This is a genomic window from Vibrio fortis, from assembly GCF_000695685.1.
Classification (GTDB): domain Bacteria; phylum Pseudomonadota; class Gammaproteobacteria; order Enterobacterales; family Vibrionaceae; genus Vibrio; species Vibrio fortis_A.
Map to the genome: position 1 here is coordinate 21,612 of NZ_JFFR01000005.1, position 18,844 is coordinate 40,455.

Annotated in this window: 14 protein-coding genes; 3 read left to right on the plus strand and 11 right to left on the minus strand. The window is 47.7% G+C overall.

Annotation, left to right across the window (positions count from 1 at the left end):
* Positions 1-53: 53 nt before the first annotated feature.
* A complete protein-coding gene (purH, locus tag VFDL14_RS17310; RefSeq protein ID WP_032549925.1) occupies positions 54-1,646 on the minus strand; it encodes a bifunctional phosphoribosylaminoimidazolecarboxamide formyltransferase/IMP cyclohydrolase in 1,593 nt (530 codons plus the stop codon).
* Between the two features lie 334 nt (positions 1,647-1,980).
* On the opposite strand from purH, the gene zntR reads away from it, so the two are divergent.
* Positions 1,981-2,415 carry a Zn(2+)-responsive transcriptional regulator gene (gene zntR / locus VFDL14_RS17305; protein WP_032549928.1) on the plus strand — a complete coding sequence of 145 codons (435 nt, stop codon included), beginning with the start codon at positions 1,981-1,983 and terminating at the stop codon, positions 2,413-2,415.
* A gap of 67 nt (positions 2,416-2,482) precedes the next feature.
* Here the strand turns inward: zntR and fis are convergent, their stop codons facing one another.
* From fis to VFDL14_RS17255, 10 genes are all read right to left on the minus strand, one after another.
* The gene (gene fis / locus VFDL14_RS17300) at positions 2,483-2,779 is read right to left on the minus strand and encodes a DNA-binding transcriptional regulator Fis (protein ID WP_004729744.1); all 297 of its coding nucleotides are present in this window, start codon (positions 2,777-2,779) and stop codon (positions 2,483-2,485) included.
* A 23-nt stretch (positions 2,780-2,802) separates the two neighbouring features.
* Positions 2,803-3,771, minus strand: a complete 969-nt coding sequence (dusB, locus tag VFDL14_RS17295; protein WP_032550057.1) for a tRNA dihydrouridine synthase DusB — start codon at positions 3,769-3,771, stop codon at positions 2,803-2,805.
* Between the two features lie 139 nt (positions 3,772-3,910).
* Positions 3,911-4,798: a 50S ribosomal protein L11 methyltransferase gene (prmA, locus tag VFDL14_RS17290; RefSeq protein ID WP_032549929.1), complete on the minus strand. Its 888-nt coding sequence runs from the start codon at positions 4,796-4,798 to the stop codon at positions 3,911-3,913.
* A 153-nt stretch (positions 4,799-4,951) separates the two neighbouring features.
* Positions 4,952-6,322 (minus strand): DUF4397 domain-containing protein, encoded by a 1,371-nt coding sequence (locus tag VFDL14_RS17285; RefSeq protein WP_050487345.1) that lies wholly within the window; start codon positions 6,320-6,322, stop codon positions 4,952-4,954.
* A gap of 201 nt (positions 6,323-6,523) precedes the next feature.
* On the minus strand, positions 6,524-7,867 hold the full coding sequence (gene accC, locus VFDL14_RS17280; protein WP_032549930.1) for an acetyl-CoA carboxylase biotin carboxylase subunit: 1,344 nt from the start codon (positions 7,865-7,867) through the stop codon (positions 6,524-6,526).
* Between the two features lie 15 nt (positions 7,868-7,882).
* A complete protein-coding gene (accB, locus tag VFDL14_RS17275) occupies positions 7,883-8,350 on the minus strand; it encodes an acetyl-CoA carboxylase biotin carboxyl carrier protein (protein ID WP_032549931.1) in 468 nt (155 codons plus the stop codon).
* A 74-nt stretch (positions 8,351-8,424) separates the two neighbouring features.
* Positions 8,425-8,874, minus strand: coding sequence for a type II 3-dehydroquinate dehydratase (aroQ, locus tag VFDL14_RS17270; protein ID WP_032549933.1), 450 nt, complete (start codon positions 8,872-8,874; stop codon positions 8,425-8,427).
* 342 nt (positions 8,875-9,216) lie between these two features.
* Complete coding sequence (gene acs, locus VFDL14_RS17265; RefSeq protein WP_032549934.1) at positions 9,217-11,166, minus strand: acetate--CoA ligase; 1,950 nt, start codon at positions 11,164-11,166, stop codon at positions 9,217-9,219.
* Between the two features lie 219 nt (positions 11,167-11,385).
* On the minus strand, positions 11,386-12,018 hold the full coding sequence (locus VFDL14_RS17260; protein WP_032549935.1) for a 3'-5' exonuclease: 633 nt from the start codon (positions 12,016-12,018) through the stop codon (positions 11,386-11,388).
* A gap of 6 nt (positions 12,019-12,024) precedes the next feature.
* Entirely contained in the window at positions 12,025-13,851 is a 1,827-nt protein-coding gene (locus tag VFDL14_RS17255) for a DUF294 nucleotidyltransferase-like domain-containing protein (protein ID WP_032549936.1), read from the minus strand.
* A gap of 211 nt (positions 13,852-14,062) precedes the next feature.
* Here VFDL14_RS17255 and VFDL14_RS17250 point away from each other — a divergent pair, with 211 nt between their 5' ends.
* Positions 14,063-15,250, plus strand: coding sequence for a 3-phenylpropionate MFS transporter (locus tag VFDL14_RS17250; RefSeq protein ID WP_032549937.1), 1,188 nt, complete (start codon positions 14,063-14,065; stop codon positions 15,248-15,250).
* A gap of 109 nt (positions 15,251-15,359) precedes the next feature.
* Positions 15,360-18,791 (plus strand): PAS domain-containing hybrid sensor histidine kinase/response regulator, encoded by a 3,432-nt coding sequence (locus VFDL14_RS17245; protein WP_032549938.1) that lies wholly within the window; start codon positions 15,360-15,362, stop codon positions 18,789-18,791.
* Positions 18,792-18,844: the final 53 nt, after the last annotated feature.

An 18,844-nucleotide genomic window follows, 5' to 3' on the forward strand; every position in this document is an offset into this window, starting at 1 on the left:
CCCCTCAAAGTTGAGAGGCTCGATAATTACTAATCGTTTAGATAAACAGGAAATTAGTGGCGGAAGTGACGCATACCCGTAAAGATCATCGCCATGCCGTGTTCGTCTGCTGCAGCGATAACTTCGTCATCACGCATTGAGCCGCCTGGTTGGATAACACACTTGATGCCCGCTTCTGCAGCCGCGTCGATACCGTCACGGAATGGGAAGAATGCATCTGATGCCATCACACAACCTTCAACCTGTAGACCTTCGTCTGCAGCTTTGATGCCTGCGATTTTCGCAGAGTAAACGCGGCTCATTTGGCCTGCGCCTACACCGATAGTCATGTCGCCTTTCGAGTAAACAATCGCGTTAGATTTCACGTACTTCGCTACTTTCCAGCAGAATAGAGCATCTTTTAGCTCTTCTTCTGTAGGTTGGCGCTTAGAAACCACTTTAAGGTCATCTTGAGAAACCATGCCTTGGTCGCGGTCTTGAACCAGTAGGCCGCCGTTAACGCGCTTCACGTCAAAGCCAGTTGTCTTAGTTGTCCATTCGCCACACTCAAGTAGACGAAGGTTTTTCTTAGCAGCTACGATTTCTACCGCTTCAGCAGAAACAGAAGGAGCAATGATAACTTCAACGAATTGGCGCTCAGTGATAGCCGTTGCTGTTGCTGCGTCTAGTTCGCGGTTGAATGCGATGATGCCGCCGAATGCAGACGTTGGGTCTGTTTTGAATGCACGGTCGTAAGCTTCTAGGATATCTTCGCCTAGCGCTACACCACATGGGTTAGCGTGCTTAACAATCACACATGCAGGCTCGTCGAACTCTTTCACACACTCAAGTGCAGCGTCAGTGTCTGCGATGTTGTTGTAAGAAAGGGCTTTACCTTGGATTTGGCGAGCAGTAGAAACAGACGCTTCTTCAGGGTTCGCTTCAACGTAGAATGCTGCTGCTTGGTGGCTGTTCTCACCGTAGCGCATGTCTTGCTTCTTCTCGAACTGTTGGTTGAACGTGCGAGGGAATTTGCTCTCTTCGTCACCTTCCTTGTTCTCACCGTAAGATGGGACCATAGTGCCGAAGTAGTTAGCGATCATGCTGTCGTAAGAAGCTGTGTGCTCGAATGCCGCGATAGCCAGGTCGAAACGAGTTTCTAGTGTTAGAGACTTCTCGTTCGCGTCCATTTCAGCGATAACGCGATCGTAGTCGTGAGCGTTCACAACGATAGTTACGTCTTTGTGGTTTTTCGCTGCAGAGCGAACCATTGTTGGACCACCGATATCGATGTTCTCAACAGCGTCAGCAAGGGTACAACCTTCTTTAGCAACGGTTTCTGCGAATGGGTATAGGTTAACAACAACCATATCGATAGGATTGATGCCGTGAGTTTCCATCACTTCATCATCTTGGCCACGACGACCTAGAACGCCACCATGAACTTTTGGATGCAGAGTTTTAACGCGGCCGTCCATCATTTCTGGGAAGCCTGTGTAGTCTGATACTTCTGTTACAGAGATGCCTTTCTCAGCAAGCAGGCGAGCAGTGCCACCAGTCGATAGGATATCGACACCACGGTTAGCAAGGGCTTGTGCAAATTCAACGATACCAGTTTTGTCTGATACGCTGATTAGGGCGCGGCGAATTGGACGAGCGTTATTCATGCTTCCATCTTCCTCAAATTCATGGAGTTAAAATAAAGATATTTGCCAAAAAAGAACTTGTTTCTATCTTCTCCACTCTGGTTAACGTACAACAGAACAAGAGATAAAATATTGGCCAGTTTTGGTAAAGACCTTTGAGATTCCGTTTCTTCTTATGTTTAATACCTAAGAAAGTAACAGTCTCCAAATTTGATGGCGCACATTCTAACTAATTTATTACAAAAAAGCTCGCGCAATCGTTTGGCATCTCAAAAATAATTATGAAAATTGCTATTTGAGCCTGAAAAGTAACGAAAAGGTTAATTGTGGCAGTAATGAAAAATCAGGAAAAACTATGTTTCAGATAGGAGAATTAGCGAAACGCTGTGGTGTAACAGCGGATACGCTACGGTTTTACGAGAAAAACCACCTTATTGCTCCGGCGAGTCGCAGTGAGTCAGGCTATCGACTGTATGACGAAAATAACCAAAAGCAGGTGACCTTCATCCTAAAATCAAAGGCGTTGGGCCTGAGCTTGGAAGAGATTAAAGAATTACTCGATATTCGCTTAGAGGCGACTCAGCATAGCTGCGCGGAGGTGAAGTCGATTACCAGCGCTAAGTTGACGATGATTGATGAGAAAATTGCTGAGCTGAGTCGTATTCGAATTGCCCTGAAAAAAATCAATGATGCGTGCTGTGGGCATGTGGATGATGATGCGAGTCACTGCTCAATTCTGGCGGCACTGGATTCTGAGAATACCCAGAAAGGCAGCTGTTGCAGCGACTGAGCTTAGAGATAAAAAAAGCCCAACTTACTCAGTAAGTTGGGCTTTAAATTTCTATACGTCAGAATGATTAGTTCATGCCGTATTTTTTAAGTTTCTTGCGAAGAGTACCGCGGTTGATACCCATCATAGTTGCTGCGCGAGTTTGGTTACCGCGAGTGTACTGCATGATGGTGTCTAGTAGTGGCTGTTCAACTTCAGCTAATACTAGTTCGTATAACTCGCTGACTTCTTGACCGTTTAATTGAGCAAGGTAGTTTTTCAATGATGCTTTCACTGAATCACGTAGTGGTTTCTGCGTGATTTGGTCTTGTGATGTAACTGTAGTCACTGTCAATGCTTCTGAAGTCAGATTTTGTTCGAACATATTCGGTCTAGCTCTTCTCGTAATTATGGTGCAACGTTATCAAAATAACCTTCTAACGCCTCAAGCTGCAGATCACCTGCTTCGAGTGCGTTGAAGGTACGGCGAAACTCACTCGCTTGTTCGTGTTCTTTTAGGTACCAACCCACATGCTTACGAGCAATGCGCGGACCTAAAAACTCTCCATAAAACTCATGCAGAGCGTGAACATGACCAAGCATGATGTCCTTCACTTCCGTAGTTGGGAGTGGGTCCATCGTGGTGCCGTTTTCCAAATAGTGGTGGATTTCCTGGAAAATCCAAGGACGTCCTTGGGCAGGACGGCCAATCATTAAAGCGTCAGCACCGGTGTACTCCAGTACAAACTTCGCTTTCTCCGGGCTATCGATATCACCGTTAGCGATAACCGGTATAGAGACAGCTTGTTTCGCCGCTTTAATGTGTTTGTATTCGGCCTCACCTTTGTACATACAAGCGCGAGTTCTCCCGTGAAGGGCAAGCGCTTGAATGCCGCAGTTTTCGGCTATTTTAGCGATTTGGACACAGTTTCTATTGTCCGTGTCCCAGCCTGTACGAGTTTTCAACGTCACTGGAACGTCAACCGCATTTACTACAGCCTTCAAGATCTCTTCAATAAGATCCGGATATTGCAGTAGTGCGGAGCCCGCAAGCTTCTTATTCACTTTTTTTGCTGGGCAACCCATGTTGATATCGATGATTTGAGCACCGTTCTCAACGTTGAATTGCGCAGCCTCGGCCATAAGCTGTGGATCTGCACCAGCGATTTGTACTGAACGAATGCCCGATTCGCCTTCATGTACCATACGCTGCTGAGACTTCGACGTTTTCCAAACCTTAGGATTAGAGGACATCATTTCACTGACTGCCATCCCCGCACCATAGCGAAGACACAACTCACGGAATGGTCTATCCGTTACGCCAGCCATTGGGGCGACGATTAGATTGTTCTTAAGTTGATAATTTCCGATTTTCAAAACGTCATCACAGTTCTGTACCAGCAAGGGCGCGCATTTTACGCATTTTTTTGCTGCGTGAAAAGACTAATATTTGAGCATTTACAATTTGTTTTTGTAATTTGCATAAAATTCAGTCAATTAGCGCTCAAAGTCTTATCTAGCCTTGCTTGCGACCAGAGATTCGACACCACTCTTGCTGCTCGACAATCGGATCTATGTGAAGTTCATCACGGTAATAAGTCGCAACGTCTTCCGCTTGTGTATCTAAAACACCCGACATCGCAAGTACACCGTCTTCTTTTACTAGACCCTTAATGATGCCTGAAAGTTCACGTAGTGGACCGGCAAGGATGTTAGCAACGACAACATCGGCAATCAGGCCTTCTGGCTGATCTTGAGGAAGGAACACTTCTAATTGGTCAGCAACGCCATTGCGCTCAGCATTGTCTTTTGATGCCAGTAGAGCCTGTGGATCAATGTCGATCCCGATAACTTTTGCTGCACCAAGTTTGATCGCTGCGATCGCTAGGATGCCAGAGCCACAACCGAAGTCGATCACTGTCTTACCTGACAGATCTAGACCTTCTAACCACTCTAAACAAAGTGCTGTTGTTGGGTGGGTACCCGTACCAAACGCTAGACCTGGGTCAAGCATTACATTTACCGCGTCCGGCTCTGGGATATCTCGCCAGCTTGGGCAGATCCATAGGCGCTCACCAAACTTCATTGGGTGGAAGTTATCCATCCATTCACGTTCCCAGTCTTTGTCCTCGATTTGCTCAACTTTGTGAGCGAAATCCGCAGGGAACATATTGCTTGCTTTGATTTGCGCTAGAACGGCGCTGGTATCAATTTCAGCGTCGTATAGAGCTAGGATATCCGTATCACCCCAAAGTCGCGTCTCACCCGGCAGAGGCTCAAATACAGGGGTATCTTGTGCATCAAGGAAAGTGACAGAAAGAGCACCAGTCTCTTCCATCAACATGTCGCCGATCTGTTCGGCATTTTCGTTGGTCGCATTAAGCTTGATTTGAATCCAAGGCATGGGTATGTGCTCTTAACAATGGTTGAAAATGAATTGGGCGCAGAGTTTAGCAGATTTAATGAGCGATTACCCTCAATTAAAACTGCCGTTCTAGATATAAGTAAACCCAGTGTTCGCGATGAACACTGGGCTAGCAGATAGTTGAAATGGTCATTAGTCGTCTAAACTGATTGCTGATACGCTGGTGGGTGCGACAGGGTCGTCAATCGCCACAAGCGTTGTGATTGAACCGCCAGTGAGGTCGAGCATTACTGGCCCAATAGCGATGGTGCTAGGGGTATTGGCTGGCGTGATCATGATGTATACCGTGCCAGGCATCACGGGCAGTAAACCGCTATCTCCTTTGTAAGGGATATCTTCTAGAATAACATCGTCAGAACTTGGAGTCGCGTCAGCACTCACATAAATGTCGACAATGCCTGCCAACGTAGAGGCGTGAATCGCTCGCAGTTTGGCTTCTGTTGCGATTCTTCTTACATCATCTTCAACGACGTAAAGCTCATCATTGCTCAGTCCATCACTCAGGTTGCCGATAGCTAGGGCAGTGTAGGTTGTATTCGCTGCAAGTGAAGCAGTTAGCCCAAGGGCACTGACGATACTGACAGGGCTGCTGCCGTTAACAGCTACTGCAAAGTCTGTCGATGCAGCATCAAGGGCTAGATAATCTGTTTTGTCTTTATACATTAGGTTAAACAGGGACGAGCCACTTACTGGTGCTGTGCCATTGACCCACACATCGACGCCAGGGGCATCGGAAATAGTGTGCACTACGCGGACATCAGCGCCGCTGTTTGTATCTTGAACCGTCAGTGAGCTGCTACCAGTGTCGACAAGCAAAGTTACTGGTGACGCGCCTGCGGTGGTGTTATTGGTTGCTGCGACAAACCAGTCGGCACCAGCAGGAACCGCTATCGAGCCTGAATCGAAAAACACTTGGGTTGGATCAGATGGATCCGTAATACGCACTTGGTAAGTATCAGCAGGTACATTCACTGCATCGGTTACGCCTAAAAACGACACATCATCGGCGAAAGGCATTGCAGTCGTTAGATCCGCGCCAGGGGCGGTAATGAATACGTCTACAGTTGGAGCATCGGGTGCAGAGTGCATCACTTGAACTCGTGCATCGGTTGGAACCATGAAGTCCCTCGCAATGATCTGTGGTCCGAATGAGTTGTCGCCGACTTTCCCTGTCGCAACAACGTTGTACTCTTGCCCTGCCATCAAATCAAGAGTGGTTTCGGGAACGACGGTCGTGGTGGTTCCATCAGCGAGGATAGCATCGACTTGAACGGTATGGTCGCCTGGGGATACGGAAATTTGTCCTGAAGACTGTTGGTAGTCAACATTTTGTAGAGCGGGTTGCCCATCGAGAAGCACGTTTACTTTTGGGGCGTCAGGTGAAGCGTGGAATACTCGAAGATAGGAATAGTCCTGTGCTGTGGAGTCGTCGTCATCGTCGTGGCAGCCTGCTAGAGCTGCGCTGAGTGTGGTTGCTATTGCAATAGTTTTAATCAGTTTCATTGTCTTGTCTCCAAGTGATTTTTACATCACACAGATCTACGACAAGTTTGACTAAAGGATCAGATATATTGGGATGGTTCAGAGACAAAAATGAGAATATGACTTATTTAACTTTATCTTTTCAGTGGCTTGTATTAATAAAATTATAATAAAAAAATGCCCACCGAGGTGGGCATTTCGTGATGTTCTTAAATGAACCGATTATTGAAGACCAAGTTTCTTCTCTAGGTAGTGGATGTTTGCACCACCGTGTTGGAAGTTCTCGTCGTTCATGATCGACTCTTGTAGAGGGATGTTCACTTTGATGCCTTCTACAATCATCTCACCTAGAGCATTCTTCATACGAGAGATCGCTACATCGCGGTTCTCACCGTAAGTGATCAGCTTACCAATCATTGAATCGTAGTGAGGTGGTACCGTGTAGCCCGTGTAGATGTGAGAGTCCCAACGTACGCCCATGCCGCCCGGTGCATGGAAACGCTCGATCTTACCTGGTGAAGGTAGGAACTTATCTGGGTCTTCCGCGTTGATACGACACTCGATAGCGTGACCGCTGATCTTGATGTCATCTTGCGTGAAAGACAGAGGCTGACCAGCAGCAACACGTAGTTGCTCTTTGATTAGGTCAACACCGGTAACCATCTCAGTTACTGGGTGCTCTACTTGGATACGAGTGTTCATCTCGATGAAGTAGAACTCGCCGTTTTCGTATAGGAACTCAAAAGTACCTGCACCACGGTAGCCAATCTCAAGACAAGCACGAGTACAACGTTCACCAATGTACTTACGCATTTCTGCAGTGATACCTGGTGCTGGTGCTTCTTCAACAACCTTCTGGTGACGACGCTGCATAGAACAGTCACGCTCACCAAGGTGGATAGCACCGCCTTGACCGTCAGCAATCACTTGTACTTCAACGTGACGTGGGTTTTCTAGGAATTTCTCCATGTAAACCATGTCGTTGTTGAAACATGCTTTTGCTTCTGCACGTGTCATTGCGATCGCTTCAGTTAGCTCTTTTTCAGAACGTACAACACGCATACCACGACCACCGCCGCCACCAGATGCTTTGATGATTACTGGGTAGCCAATACGCTTAGCGTGAGCTTTGTTGGTTGCTTCGTCGTCGTTCAGTGGGCCGTCAGAACCCGGTACACAAGGTACGCCTGCTTTCTTCATTGCCGTGATTGCAGAAACTTTATCACCCATGATGCGGATAGTTTCAGCTTTAGGACCTACGAAGATGAAACCGCTTTGCTCAACTTGCTCAGCAAAGTCTGCGTTTTCAGATAGGAAGCCGTAGCCAGGGTGAATAGCAACAGCGCCTGTTACCTCTGCCGCACTGATGATGCGAGGGATGTTCAGGTAGCTATCGATACCACGAGCTGGACCGATACAAATAGTTTCATCTGCAAGCAGTACGTGCTTAAGGTCACGGTCAGCTGTTGAGTGAACAGCTACCGTCTTAATGCCTAGCTCTTTACATGCTCGCAGAATACGTAGTGCAATTTCACCACGGTTCGCGATTACTAATTTATCTAACATAATGAGGCTTCTCTATTATTCGATAATTACTAGAGCTTGGTCGAACTCAACTGGTTGGCCGTCTTCAACTAGGATTGCAGTTACAACACCAGACTTGTCCGCTTCGATTTGGTTCATCATCTTCATCGCTTCAACGATACATAGAGTATCGCCAGCGTTAACTTGTTGACCTACTTTAACAAATGGTTTTGCATCTGGGCTTGGCGCGCTGTAGAAAGTACCAACCATTGGAGAAAGAACTTGGTGACCAGTTACTGCCGCTGGAGCTTCAGCTGCTTCTGGAGCCGCCGCAGGAGCTGGAGCCGCTGCAGGAGCTGGTGCTGCTACAGGTGCTGGCGCTGCTGCGTATTGAACTGGTGCTGCTGCAGGAGCAGTGCCGTTACGGCTGATGCGTACTGACTCTTCACCTTCAGAGATTTCTAGTTCTGCGATACCAGACTCTTCAACCAATTCGATCAGCTTTTTGATTTTGCGAATATCCATCGTTTCTTTCTCTTATTTGTTAATTAACCATGCTCTATGACTGGAGCTGGTGTCTATTAGTTCGGTTATGTTCGTTACTTTGACTGAAGCTTGTTAATCGCAGCGGTCAAAGCAAATTGGTAGCCTTGTGCGCCCAAGCCACAAATCACCCCTTCGGCTTTGTCTGAGAGGTAAGAGTGGTGCCTAAATGGTTCACGTGCGTGAACATTAGAAAGGTGCACTTCAATAAATGGGATTGCTACGCCAAGCAGTGCATCGCGCAGTGCCACACTGGTGTGTGTGAACGCTGCTGGATTGATAATAATAAAATCAATATCTTGGAATGCACCGTGAATGGCTTCAATTAGCTCGTACTCACGATTTGATTGTAAGTGAGATAGCTCAACGTCCTGCGTTTTCGCTTGCTCTTTCAGACCGTCAATTATCTGGTCAAGTGTTTGAGAACCGTAATGAGCAGGCTCTCTTAGGCCTAACAGGTTAAGGTTTGGGCCATTTAAAACTAGAATGCGAAACTTTGTAGACATCGTGGGGCTATCTTCCTTTATCGTGACGACGAGAGTGAATGTCCCATTTTATTTACAAATCATGCCGTTTTGCTAGAGCTAAAACGACCGATTTTAAAAATTAGAACCAGATTATAGCTAATTCAGCGCAAATCGCAGCAATTTACTGGTCTAATCTCCTAATGTGATAGTGCAGAATTGTTACCAAGTTAACAAAAAATGGGAGAAGCCTTAATTTAAGGAAGGATATTTGAGATCAAGATCAGGCATAAAAAAACCGCCACACAGGTGACGGTTTACATATGGGGGTGTTTTAAACATATCAGGTAAACATGCCCAAGTTAGGACTGTTTATCCGCAGTTTTATGCAAGCTCAGCTTTTTCTGCGATGAGCTTGTCAACAACACTTGGGTCAGCAAGCGTAGAAGTGTCGCCAAGGTTGCCTGTATCACCTGTTGCAATCTTACGTAGGATACGACGCATGATCTTACCAGAACGCGTTTTCGGTAGAGAGTCTGTCCAGTGCAGTACGTCTGGTGTCGCAATCGGACCGATCTCTTTACGTACCCAGTCTTTCACCTCTTTATGCAGCTCAGCGGTTGGGAACTCTCCGTCGTTCAGGGTGATGTAAGCGTAGATCGCTTGGCCTTTGATGTCGTGAGGGATACCCACTATCGCAGCCTCGGCAATCTTATCGAATGCAACCAGCGCTGATTCAATCTCTGCCGTACCCATACGGTGGCCAGATACGTTCAGTACGTCATCAACACGGCCTGTGATCCAGTAGTAACCATCTTCATCACGACGAGCACCATCACTAGTGAAGTACATGCCTTTGAAGGTTGAGAAGTAAGTCTGCTCGAAGCGCTCATGGTCGCCATAAACAGTACGCATTTGACCAGGCCAAGAATCTAGAATCACTAGGTTACCGTCGGTTGCGCCTTCAATGATGTTGCCCATGTTGTCGACCAGTGCAGGTTGCACGCCAAAGAATGGGCGAGTCGCAGAACCTGGTTTTAGATCCGTTGCACCCGGTAGAGGAGCGATCAAGATACCGCCCGTTTCGGTTTGCCACCATGTATCAACAATCGGAGAGTTCTCGTTACCGATCGTTTTGTAGTACCACTCCCACGCTTCTGGGTTAATTGGTTCACCTACCGAGCCCATAATACGTAGACTGCTACGTGTTGTGCCTTCAACCGCTTCGTTACCTTTCGCCATCAGAGCACGAATCGCTGTTGGTGCCGTGTATAGGATGTTTACTTGGTGCTTATCAACCACTTCACTCATACGGCTAGTATTCGGGTAGTTTGGCACGCCCTCAAATAGGATTGTCTTAGCGCCGTTAGCCAGTGGGCCGTAGATTAGATATGTATGGCCAGTGATCCAACCCACATCCGCGGTACACCAGAAGGTTTCGCCTTCTTGGTAATCAAATACATACTTGAACGTCATTGCCGCGTAAACTAGGTAGCCACCCGTTGTGTGTAGAACTCCTTTAGGTTTACCTGTTGAACCTGATGTGTAGAGAATAAATAGAGGGTCTTCTGCTTTCATCTCTTCTGGTGGGCACTCTGAAGATACGTTTGCTGTTGCTTCATGCCACCAAACATCACGATGCTCGTGCCAATCAATATCACCACCAGTACGTTTCATAACGATGACTTTTTGAATGGTTTTCACTTCTGGGTTGGTCAGAGCTTCATCGACATTTTTCTTTAGAGGGACGGCACGGCCGCCACGAACACCTTCATCAGCGGTGATCACAACCTTAGAATCAGAATCGATAATACGGCCTGATAGTGCTTCTGGTGAGAAGCCACCAAATACCACAGTATGAACTGCGCCGATACGTGTACAAGCAAGCATCGCAACCGCCGCTTCTGGCACCATTGGCATGTACAAACATACTACGTCGCCTTTTTGCACGCCTTGCTCTTTAAGTGCGTTAGAGAATTCACACACCTCTTTGTGCAGTTCGTTGAAAGTTAGCGTCTTGTCGTCAGCTGGGTCATCACCTTCCCAGATGATTGCCACATCGTCACCGCGCTCAGCAAGGTGGCGGTCAATACAGTTAGCAGACACGTTGAGTGTGCCATCTTCAAACCAGCGAATGTCGATGTGGCCTGGGTCAAATGAAGTGCTTTTCACTTGGGTGAAAGGCTTAATCCAATCTACGATTTTTCCATGCTCGCCCCAGAAACCTTCAGGGTCAGAAACAGATTGTTGGTACATGGCTAGGTAAGTGTCATTATCCGCGTGCGTATTTGCTTTGATGTTTTCTTTTACCGGATAAACGTGGGCTTCACTCATTGCATCTCTCCTTGTGCCTACATTCCTAATGAATTGGCAACTTCCTTTATGTTCAGTTTCTAAGTCAAGTTAGTGGACTGTCGTTGTGTTATCACTGTCGGCTAGCAGAGCCATTTCCACAATTAGACTTTAGGATGAGAAGCGTGTTTCTACTTAAAAAATAGCGAGTTAAGTGTTTTTTTGAGAGTTAGATCGTTTCAATTATTTACGCGGGTTGATTTATGAATAAGAAGAGTTGAAGCGCGGTAGATCACCATACTGGAGGCGCACAAATATCAGTGCAGCCGAGATAGCGTCTTGTAATGCATCATGTTTATTGGTGGGCAGCGGCAAGTCGAGTTGGCGACAGATGGTATCGAGGCTTAGATCGAAATAAGCATTTGGCAGGTGTTTTTCGAGCTTTTCTTGATAGAGCTGACTAACTTCTACTAATGGATTAGGCATAGGGAAGCCAAAATGTTTTAAACACGCTTTATCAAGAATCTTTTTGTCGTAGCGGATGTGATAGCCCACCAAAGGTCGATTACCGATGAAGTCGAGCAATGCGCTGATGGCTTGTTTCTCTTCGACCCCATGTTTGAGGTCTTGGTGGCGAATGCGATGGATTTTTATCGAGTTAGAATCTAAAGATTGAGGTGCTCTTAGTCTGACCTCAAACGGTTGACTGGTGATAATTCGGTTACCGACAATCTTGGTCGCCGCAATTGAGACTAGCTCCGCTTGATTCGGATCGAGGCTGGTGGTTTCACAATCGAGTGACACCAACTCTTGTCCTGAATTGGTGGTGAAGAGATCCCGATAGGGCGACCCCTTGAGTTTTCGATACCAGTAATAGCGTACTAATCGGTTCATGGTGATCTAATCCCTAATTTGGTAGTGATAGCCCAACCATTGCTTAAACTTTTTCACTACGTGCAAACTGTGCCTTAATAGGTCTCGGTCTGCGCGCTCCATGAGCTTCACGTCGAGTTTGTTGCTGCTGTGCTGCTGCGATAAACGTTGTGATAGACGCCACTTGAAGAACTGTTTGAGCGCTTCGCTGAGGTTGTCTGCAGTGCTTCGTTCAAGAACATTCTTTTCCACTAGTGCTTCGATACGTTCGAAGGTGTTGTTGACACTGATGCCGTGTTCAAGGCTGAGCGCTCTTACACCATGAACGATAGGGAAGATGCCTCCCTGTTTTATGTCTAACCCTGATTTCGACGCTTTCACGTTACCAAACAGAGATAGCGGTACAGAGAAGTTCAGGGCAGGGCGGCAGAACTCTGTGAGTATGAGCTCTTGTCCCACCATTAAATCTCTCAAATGCTCTTTAACAGGTTGCAGTAGCTCTCGATTGCCCGCTACTGCATGAGCGTCTGCCATGATGGCGATGTCCATGACCGTATCGGGGGTCGCCTTCTTCACCCACTGGGACAGTGTTTCCTTCCAGCCTTGTTGTGAGTGCACCCACTTCGGATTATTCACCATCACATTGCCTGGGCAGAGCGGGTAGCCCAGCTGCTGCAGGGTATGAGTCAGCTCAGCCATGACTTCTTCACAGTGATGCCACTCTAAACCGTCTTGAATGATCAGCGCGTTGTCTTGGTCTGTTTTGAGTATCTGTTCTCCTCGCCCCTCTGAGCCAAGCACAATCAGGCAACAGTGGTTTTGCAGTGCTGGAGGCAAAATCAATTCAAAAGCTTTTTCGATAATCTGCTCGTTAACCGCAGAGATCAGTTCCATGATAAAGCGCGTTCGAATGCCATTGCTGATTAAGCTCTCAACCAGTTGACGCTGTTTGTTGGAGGCCATGGCCAACTCTTCGATGCTAGTGGCGCGGGCTATTCGCAGAGTCAGTACATGAGAGTGGGTCGAGAAGGCACTCAATATTTGTGTCATATCGAGCATGCCGACCGCTTCTTGCCCATCACAAACCATCAAGCGCTTTACCCGATTACGCGTCATATTAATCATGGCGTTAAACAGGAAATCACCATCATTGACATGCAAAACAGGGAAGGTCGCTATTTCACCGACGGGCGCATCAAGGGGATAATCCTCGAGCATCACAGCGTGCAATAAATTGGTTCGTGTGACGATAGAATAGGGTAGGGTACATGATGTTCCAAAAGCTTTTAGATCATCATAGGCCAAACGAACTAAAGCCGAGTCGAGCCCTTGTTCTTTAAGGGTTCTTGTTACCTCATTGATAGGTTGGCTAGGCTCTAGGATCAGAGGTGGGTGATAAATCGAATCGTCGACTTTGGTTAGGATAAATTCAGCCAAGTTTTGCTGCTGTTTAGCGGCCTCTATGAGCTCTTTACGTTTGGCTAGGTTGTTATCAAAGTAGGCAGCAAACTGGCCATTGGCATTGTAGAGCTCGAGGAATACATCGGTGGGAAGCAGGTAGCTGAGGGTATCTTCTAGTGCGATGTACTGGTGTTTAGTGTGAGGTTCAAACTGACTACGAACATCAAAGATATCGTCGTTTGCATAGTGGGCGTAAATCTCCCCATCTTGGCTAGCACGCTCCTCTACGGCACCTTTAATTAAAATATGCAGATGACGGCTTGGGCGATCCGCTTCGAGAATGGTTTCTTGAGCACGATAGTAAACCACGTCGAGCGCAGAGCGCAGGGTCAATTGTTCAGCCTCAGATAAGCTATCGAAGGGTGGGTGCTGCATATTAAATTTATCAGGCATAAGCGTCGCAGATAGAGTGAAGAACCTAAAGTTAAGTCTGACAAAAACTCACTGAAGCTCCAGACGACTTTAGTCTAAACGTGCGATTTTCATCGGCGATGCAGTCATAGATAACACGGAAACTCAAAGCAGCAATTATTCCCTTTTTCATATGATTGCGTAGAGGCATAATCTCCGCTGCCTCTCTGCAATCGTTTATATAGGTATATGTATGTTTAACCCTTCCCCTTATGGATGGATATCTCAGTATTTCATCGGTTTCTTTTTCGCTTACGGTGTCTATCTGCCGTTTTGGGCATTATGGTTCGAAGACCAAGGGGTTTCGGCAGGTGATATTGGTGTATTGATCGGTGTGGGTTTTGCGACGCGATGTGTGGCGAACCTTTTGATTACTCCACGTGTCCATAAAGCGGAACACTTAATGCCTGCTCTGCGCTGGCTCAGTTTAGCGGCACTGATTTTCGTCGCGTTTCACTTCTTTACCGGCGGTAGCTTCCTATTAATGCTGCTAGCAACCATCTTATTTAATCTCTGTTGCGGGCCAGTTGTTCCGTTGTCCGACGCAATGGCGAACTACTACAGTCGACTTAAGGTGTTGGATTATGGCCGAACACGACTTTGGGGTTCGGTTGCATTTATTGCTGGCTCGACGGTGGTTGGTTATCTGGTGGCGCAGTTTGGCACCGATATGATCTTGTATACGGCATTGGCTGGTGTGTTTGTATCTCTGATACTGGCAATGAGAAACCCGAACCTAATGCCAGTGACACAATCCGAACAGCACCAAGTACGTCCAAAGTTAGGAGCATTGATGCGTGAGCGCTCGGTTGTGAAGTTCCTTGCGTTGATGGCACTGCTGCAAGGTAGTCACGCTGCTTACTACAGCTTCAGTGCGATTTATTGGAAAGAGGCAGGTCACTCTGAAGCCATCATCGGTTATCTGTGGAGCTTAGGGGTCGTGGCTGAAGTGGGTGTGTTTGCATTAAGTAAGCGACTTTTCTCTGGTATGGCACTCAGAACGCTATTTGTTATTGCTGCGCTGGGTGTGATTGCGCGTTGGGGTATTACGGCATCGACAACCGATATCTTTGGTCTGGTATTAGTGCAGTTGCTGCATGGTGTGACATTCGCAATGGCGCACATTGCTGCCATTCAGTACATCCAATCTGAAGAAGAGAATAAGATGGTGGCACTGCAAGCACTCTATAATGCGATTCCGCTTGGTGCGTTTATCGCATTGATGACCACTCTGAGTGGTTGGGGTTATGAATTGTGGGGCGCGAACATTTTCTGGGTGATGGCGGCAATGGGTGTACTGGCTCTGTTTATTAAGTTGGATGAGCGCAGCTCCGTGGTCGACGTCGAATTGGCAGCAGCTCCAGCTAAAGCAGAGAATTAGAGCCTGAAGCACAGAAATTAATCGACCTGATTGTGTTGCTGACACTTCCTTAGTTAAATGAAACCTCTCCCTTATGGAGAGGTTTTTTTATGGAAGAAAAGGGTTCGCAATGCAAGGATGGATCGTAATCCCCGTCTCACTCGCCTATCTCGGGGTGTTATTTTTAATTGCTTGGTATGGAGATCGGCAAACTCGCTGGTTGTCACGCTGGCGACCATGGATCTACAGCTTATCAATTGCGGTTTACTGTACCTCGTGGACCTTCTACGGCACCGTGGGGCAGGCCAGTAATAACCCGTGGTCTTTTCTTCCTATCTACATAGCCCCAATTCTGGTTTTTACTTTATGTTGGCGGATTTTGGCGCGGCTTATCGTCATCGCCAAGCGCGAACACATCACCTCGATTGCTGACTTCATTGCCGCTCGTTATGGCAAATCACAAGGGCTCGCGGTCACGGTGACGATTATTGCTGTAGTGGGGATTCTGCCTTACATAGCACTGCAGCTGCGTGGTATTACTATGGGGCTCGATATTGTTGCTCCGAGTCTGGCGCAAGATTTTGGTTATCAGGATTACCACGTTTCTTGGTTTGTGGTGGGCGCTTTGGCCATCTTCACTATGTTGTTTGGTACCCGTCATATCGATAACACGGAACACCACCGTGGGATGATGATGGCGGTCGCGTTTGAGTCGATCGTCAAGCTGGTGGCTTTCTTAATTGTTGGGCTGTTTATCATCTATCTGGCGACCAGTAGCGATAAGATTGATCTGCTTGAAGTCGCTGCACAGACTTACGAATCCCCTAATATTCCCACTCTCATTATCCATACCGTGCTGACGATGTTGGCGATTGTTTGTCTGCCAAGGCAGTTCCATACCATGGTGGTTGAGAATGAAAGACCTCAAGACCTGCATACGGCTCGCTGGCTATTCCCTGTTTATCTGATCCTGATGGGGTTGTTTGTGCTGCCAATTGCGTGGGCAGGGCAAGGTCTCTTGACGGGGATGCCTGCCGATACCTATGTGATTAGCTTGCCAATGGCAGAAGGGGCCAACAACATTGCCTTGCTGGCATTTCTTGGCGGTACCTCAGCGGCGAGTGGCATGGTGATCGTTTCTACGATTGCACTGGCGATCATGGTCTCCAATGATCTGGTGATGCCGTTATTACTGCGTCGGATGCGACTAACGCAGAGAACCCATCGACACTTCTCTGGGTTGCTGCTGGTGATTCGTCGTGCGCTCATCCTATTGTTGCTGCTAGGGGCATGGGGCTTCTATCAAGCATTAGATAGTATCCACTCACTCTCTGCGATAGGTTTTCTCTCGTTTGCCGCGATTGCACAGTTTGCGCCAGCCCTGATTGGTGGCATGTACTGGCGCTTGGGTAACCGCAAAGGCGTCTATGTTGGTCTGTTGTTTGGTTCTATTATTTGGCTGATCACTTTGATGAGCCAAACCAGCATGCTCGCGGGCGACCAAGAGAGTAACTTATTGTTGTGGTTGATTACACCACCTGACCTGTTAGCCAACTGGGACGTGAGCAGCTCCAACTGGGGTATTGTGCTCAGTATCACCGTGAATACACTCTGCTATGTAGTGATATCCCTATCGACAAGGCCAAGTCTAAGTGAGCGCTTACAATCAGCGGCATTCGTTGGGGCCCCTTTGCCTGAAAACGAAAACATGAGTCTTTACCAGAGCCGTGTGACGGTTGCTGAGCTAGAGATGCTCGCTTCACGGTTTGTAGGACGCAAGCGCGCAAAAAGTGCCTTTCAGGCGTATTGGCAGCAGCAAGGTCGACCACTACTGCCCAATCAGCAGTCGCCTGCTAGCTTGATTCGACATGCTGAACGTGTGCTCGCCGGTGTATTTGGTGCCTCCTCTGCTAAGTTAGTACTTACTTCCGCTCTGCAGGGTAGAAACATGCAGCTAGAAGAGGTCGCGACCATCGTTGATGAAGCCTCTGAACTGTATGATTTCAGTCGAGGCTTGTTGCAAGGGGCGATTGAACACATCGGTCAAGGCATTGCGGTAGTCGACCAACAGCTACGTTTAGTGGCATGGAACCAACGTTATTTAGAGTTGTTCGTTTTCCCTAGCGGACTGATTCAGGTTGGTAGGCCAATTGCCGATGTGATTCGACACAATGCGGAGCAGGGATTATGTGGGCCCGGCGATCCAGAAGACCACGTTAAGCGACGCATCTTCCACCTTGAGCAAGGCACCCGTCACACCTCTTCGCGGGTAAGGCCAGATGGCCGCGTAATTGAAGTGCAAGGTAACCCGATGCCAAGTGGCGGGTTTGTGATGAGCTTTACCGATATCACGGTATTTAGACAAGCGGAGCAGGCGCTGAAAGACGCCAATGAGAGCCTAGAAACTCGCGTTCACGAGCGTACCCAAGAGCTCGAAAAACTCAACCAGCGTTTGGTGAAAGCCACTCAAGTGTCAGAACAAGAGTCACAATCTAAATCGCGTTTCTTGGCGGCGGTGAGCCACGACTTGATGCAGCCCTTGAATGCGGCGCGCTTGTTTGCTTCTTCACTATCAGAAGTCGCGAAAGAGCAAGAAGTTAAGCAGCTCTCTTCGCATATCGAGAGTGCACTTGGTGCGGCAGAGGACTTGATTGGTGACCTATTGGATATCTCGCGCTTGGAGTCGGGCAAGCTAGAGACCAACGTTCATGGCTTCGCTATCAATGATGTGTTGTCCAACCTGAATGCAGAATTTAGCGCCTTGGCAGGACAGCAGAATATCGATTTCCATATGGTGCCATCATCGCTGTTTATTCAATCGGATCCAAAACTTTTACGTCGCGTGATTCAGAACTTTTTGACCAATGCGTTCCGCTATAATCCAAGCGGTAAAGTTGTATTGGGTGCACGGCGCGTGGATGGCCGAGTGCGTATTGATGTATGGGATAACGGCACTGGTATCGATGAAGATAAACAGCAAGAGATCTTTGAAGAGTTCACTCGTGGTAGCCAAGTACGTTCAGATCAAGGCTTAGGTCTTGGCTTAGCTATATCTAAAGGGATCGCACACGTTCTTGGACATGAAATCTCGATGCGCTCTTGGCCAGATGAAGGCAGCGTATTCTCGATAACCTTGCCTCGAGCAGAGAAAGTGGTTACTGCACCGCAAGTGGCGGCACCGACCGTCAACAGCGAGATTGCCCAACTGAAAATCCTGTGTGTGGATAACGAGCGAGACATTCTGGTCGGCATGGAGAACCTGATTGGTCGTTGGGGATGCGATGTGCGAACTGCAGGTGATCTGGTCGAAAGCTTGAAGTGTCTGGAAGACAGTTGGCAACCGGATGTGATCTTCTCGGATTATCGACTCGACAATGGGCGCACCGGCCTCGAAGTTCTGCAGCAGTGTCGCTTGAGACTGGGTGATAGTTTCGAAGGGGTGATTATCAGTGCGGATCGTACTGATGACATGCTAGCGGCGATCAAAGCGCATGGTTTCAGTTTTATTGCCAAGCCAGTTAAGCCACTCAAGCTAAGAGCAGTACTCAATCGTGTCGCTTAATTAGCATTTGGATCATAGTAGGCCAAAAGCGAAGCCAACTGCCGGCTTCGCTT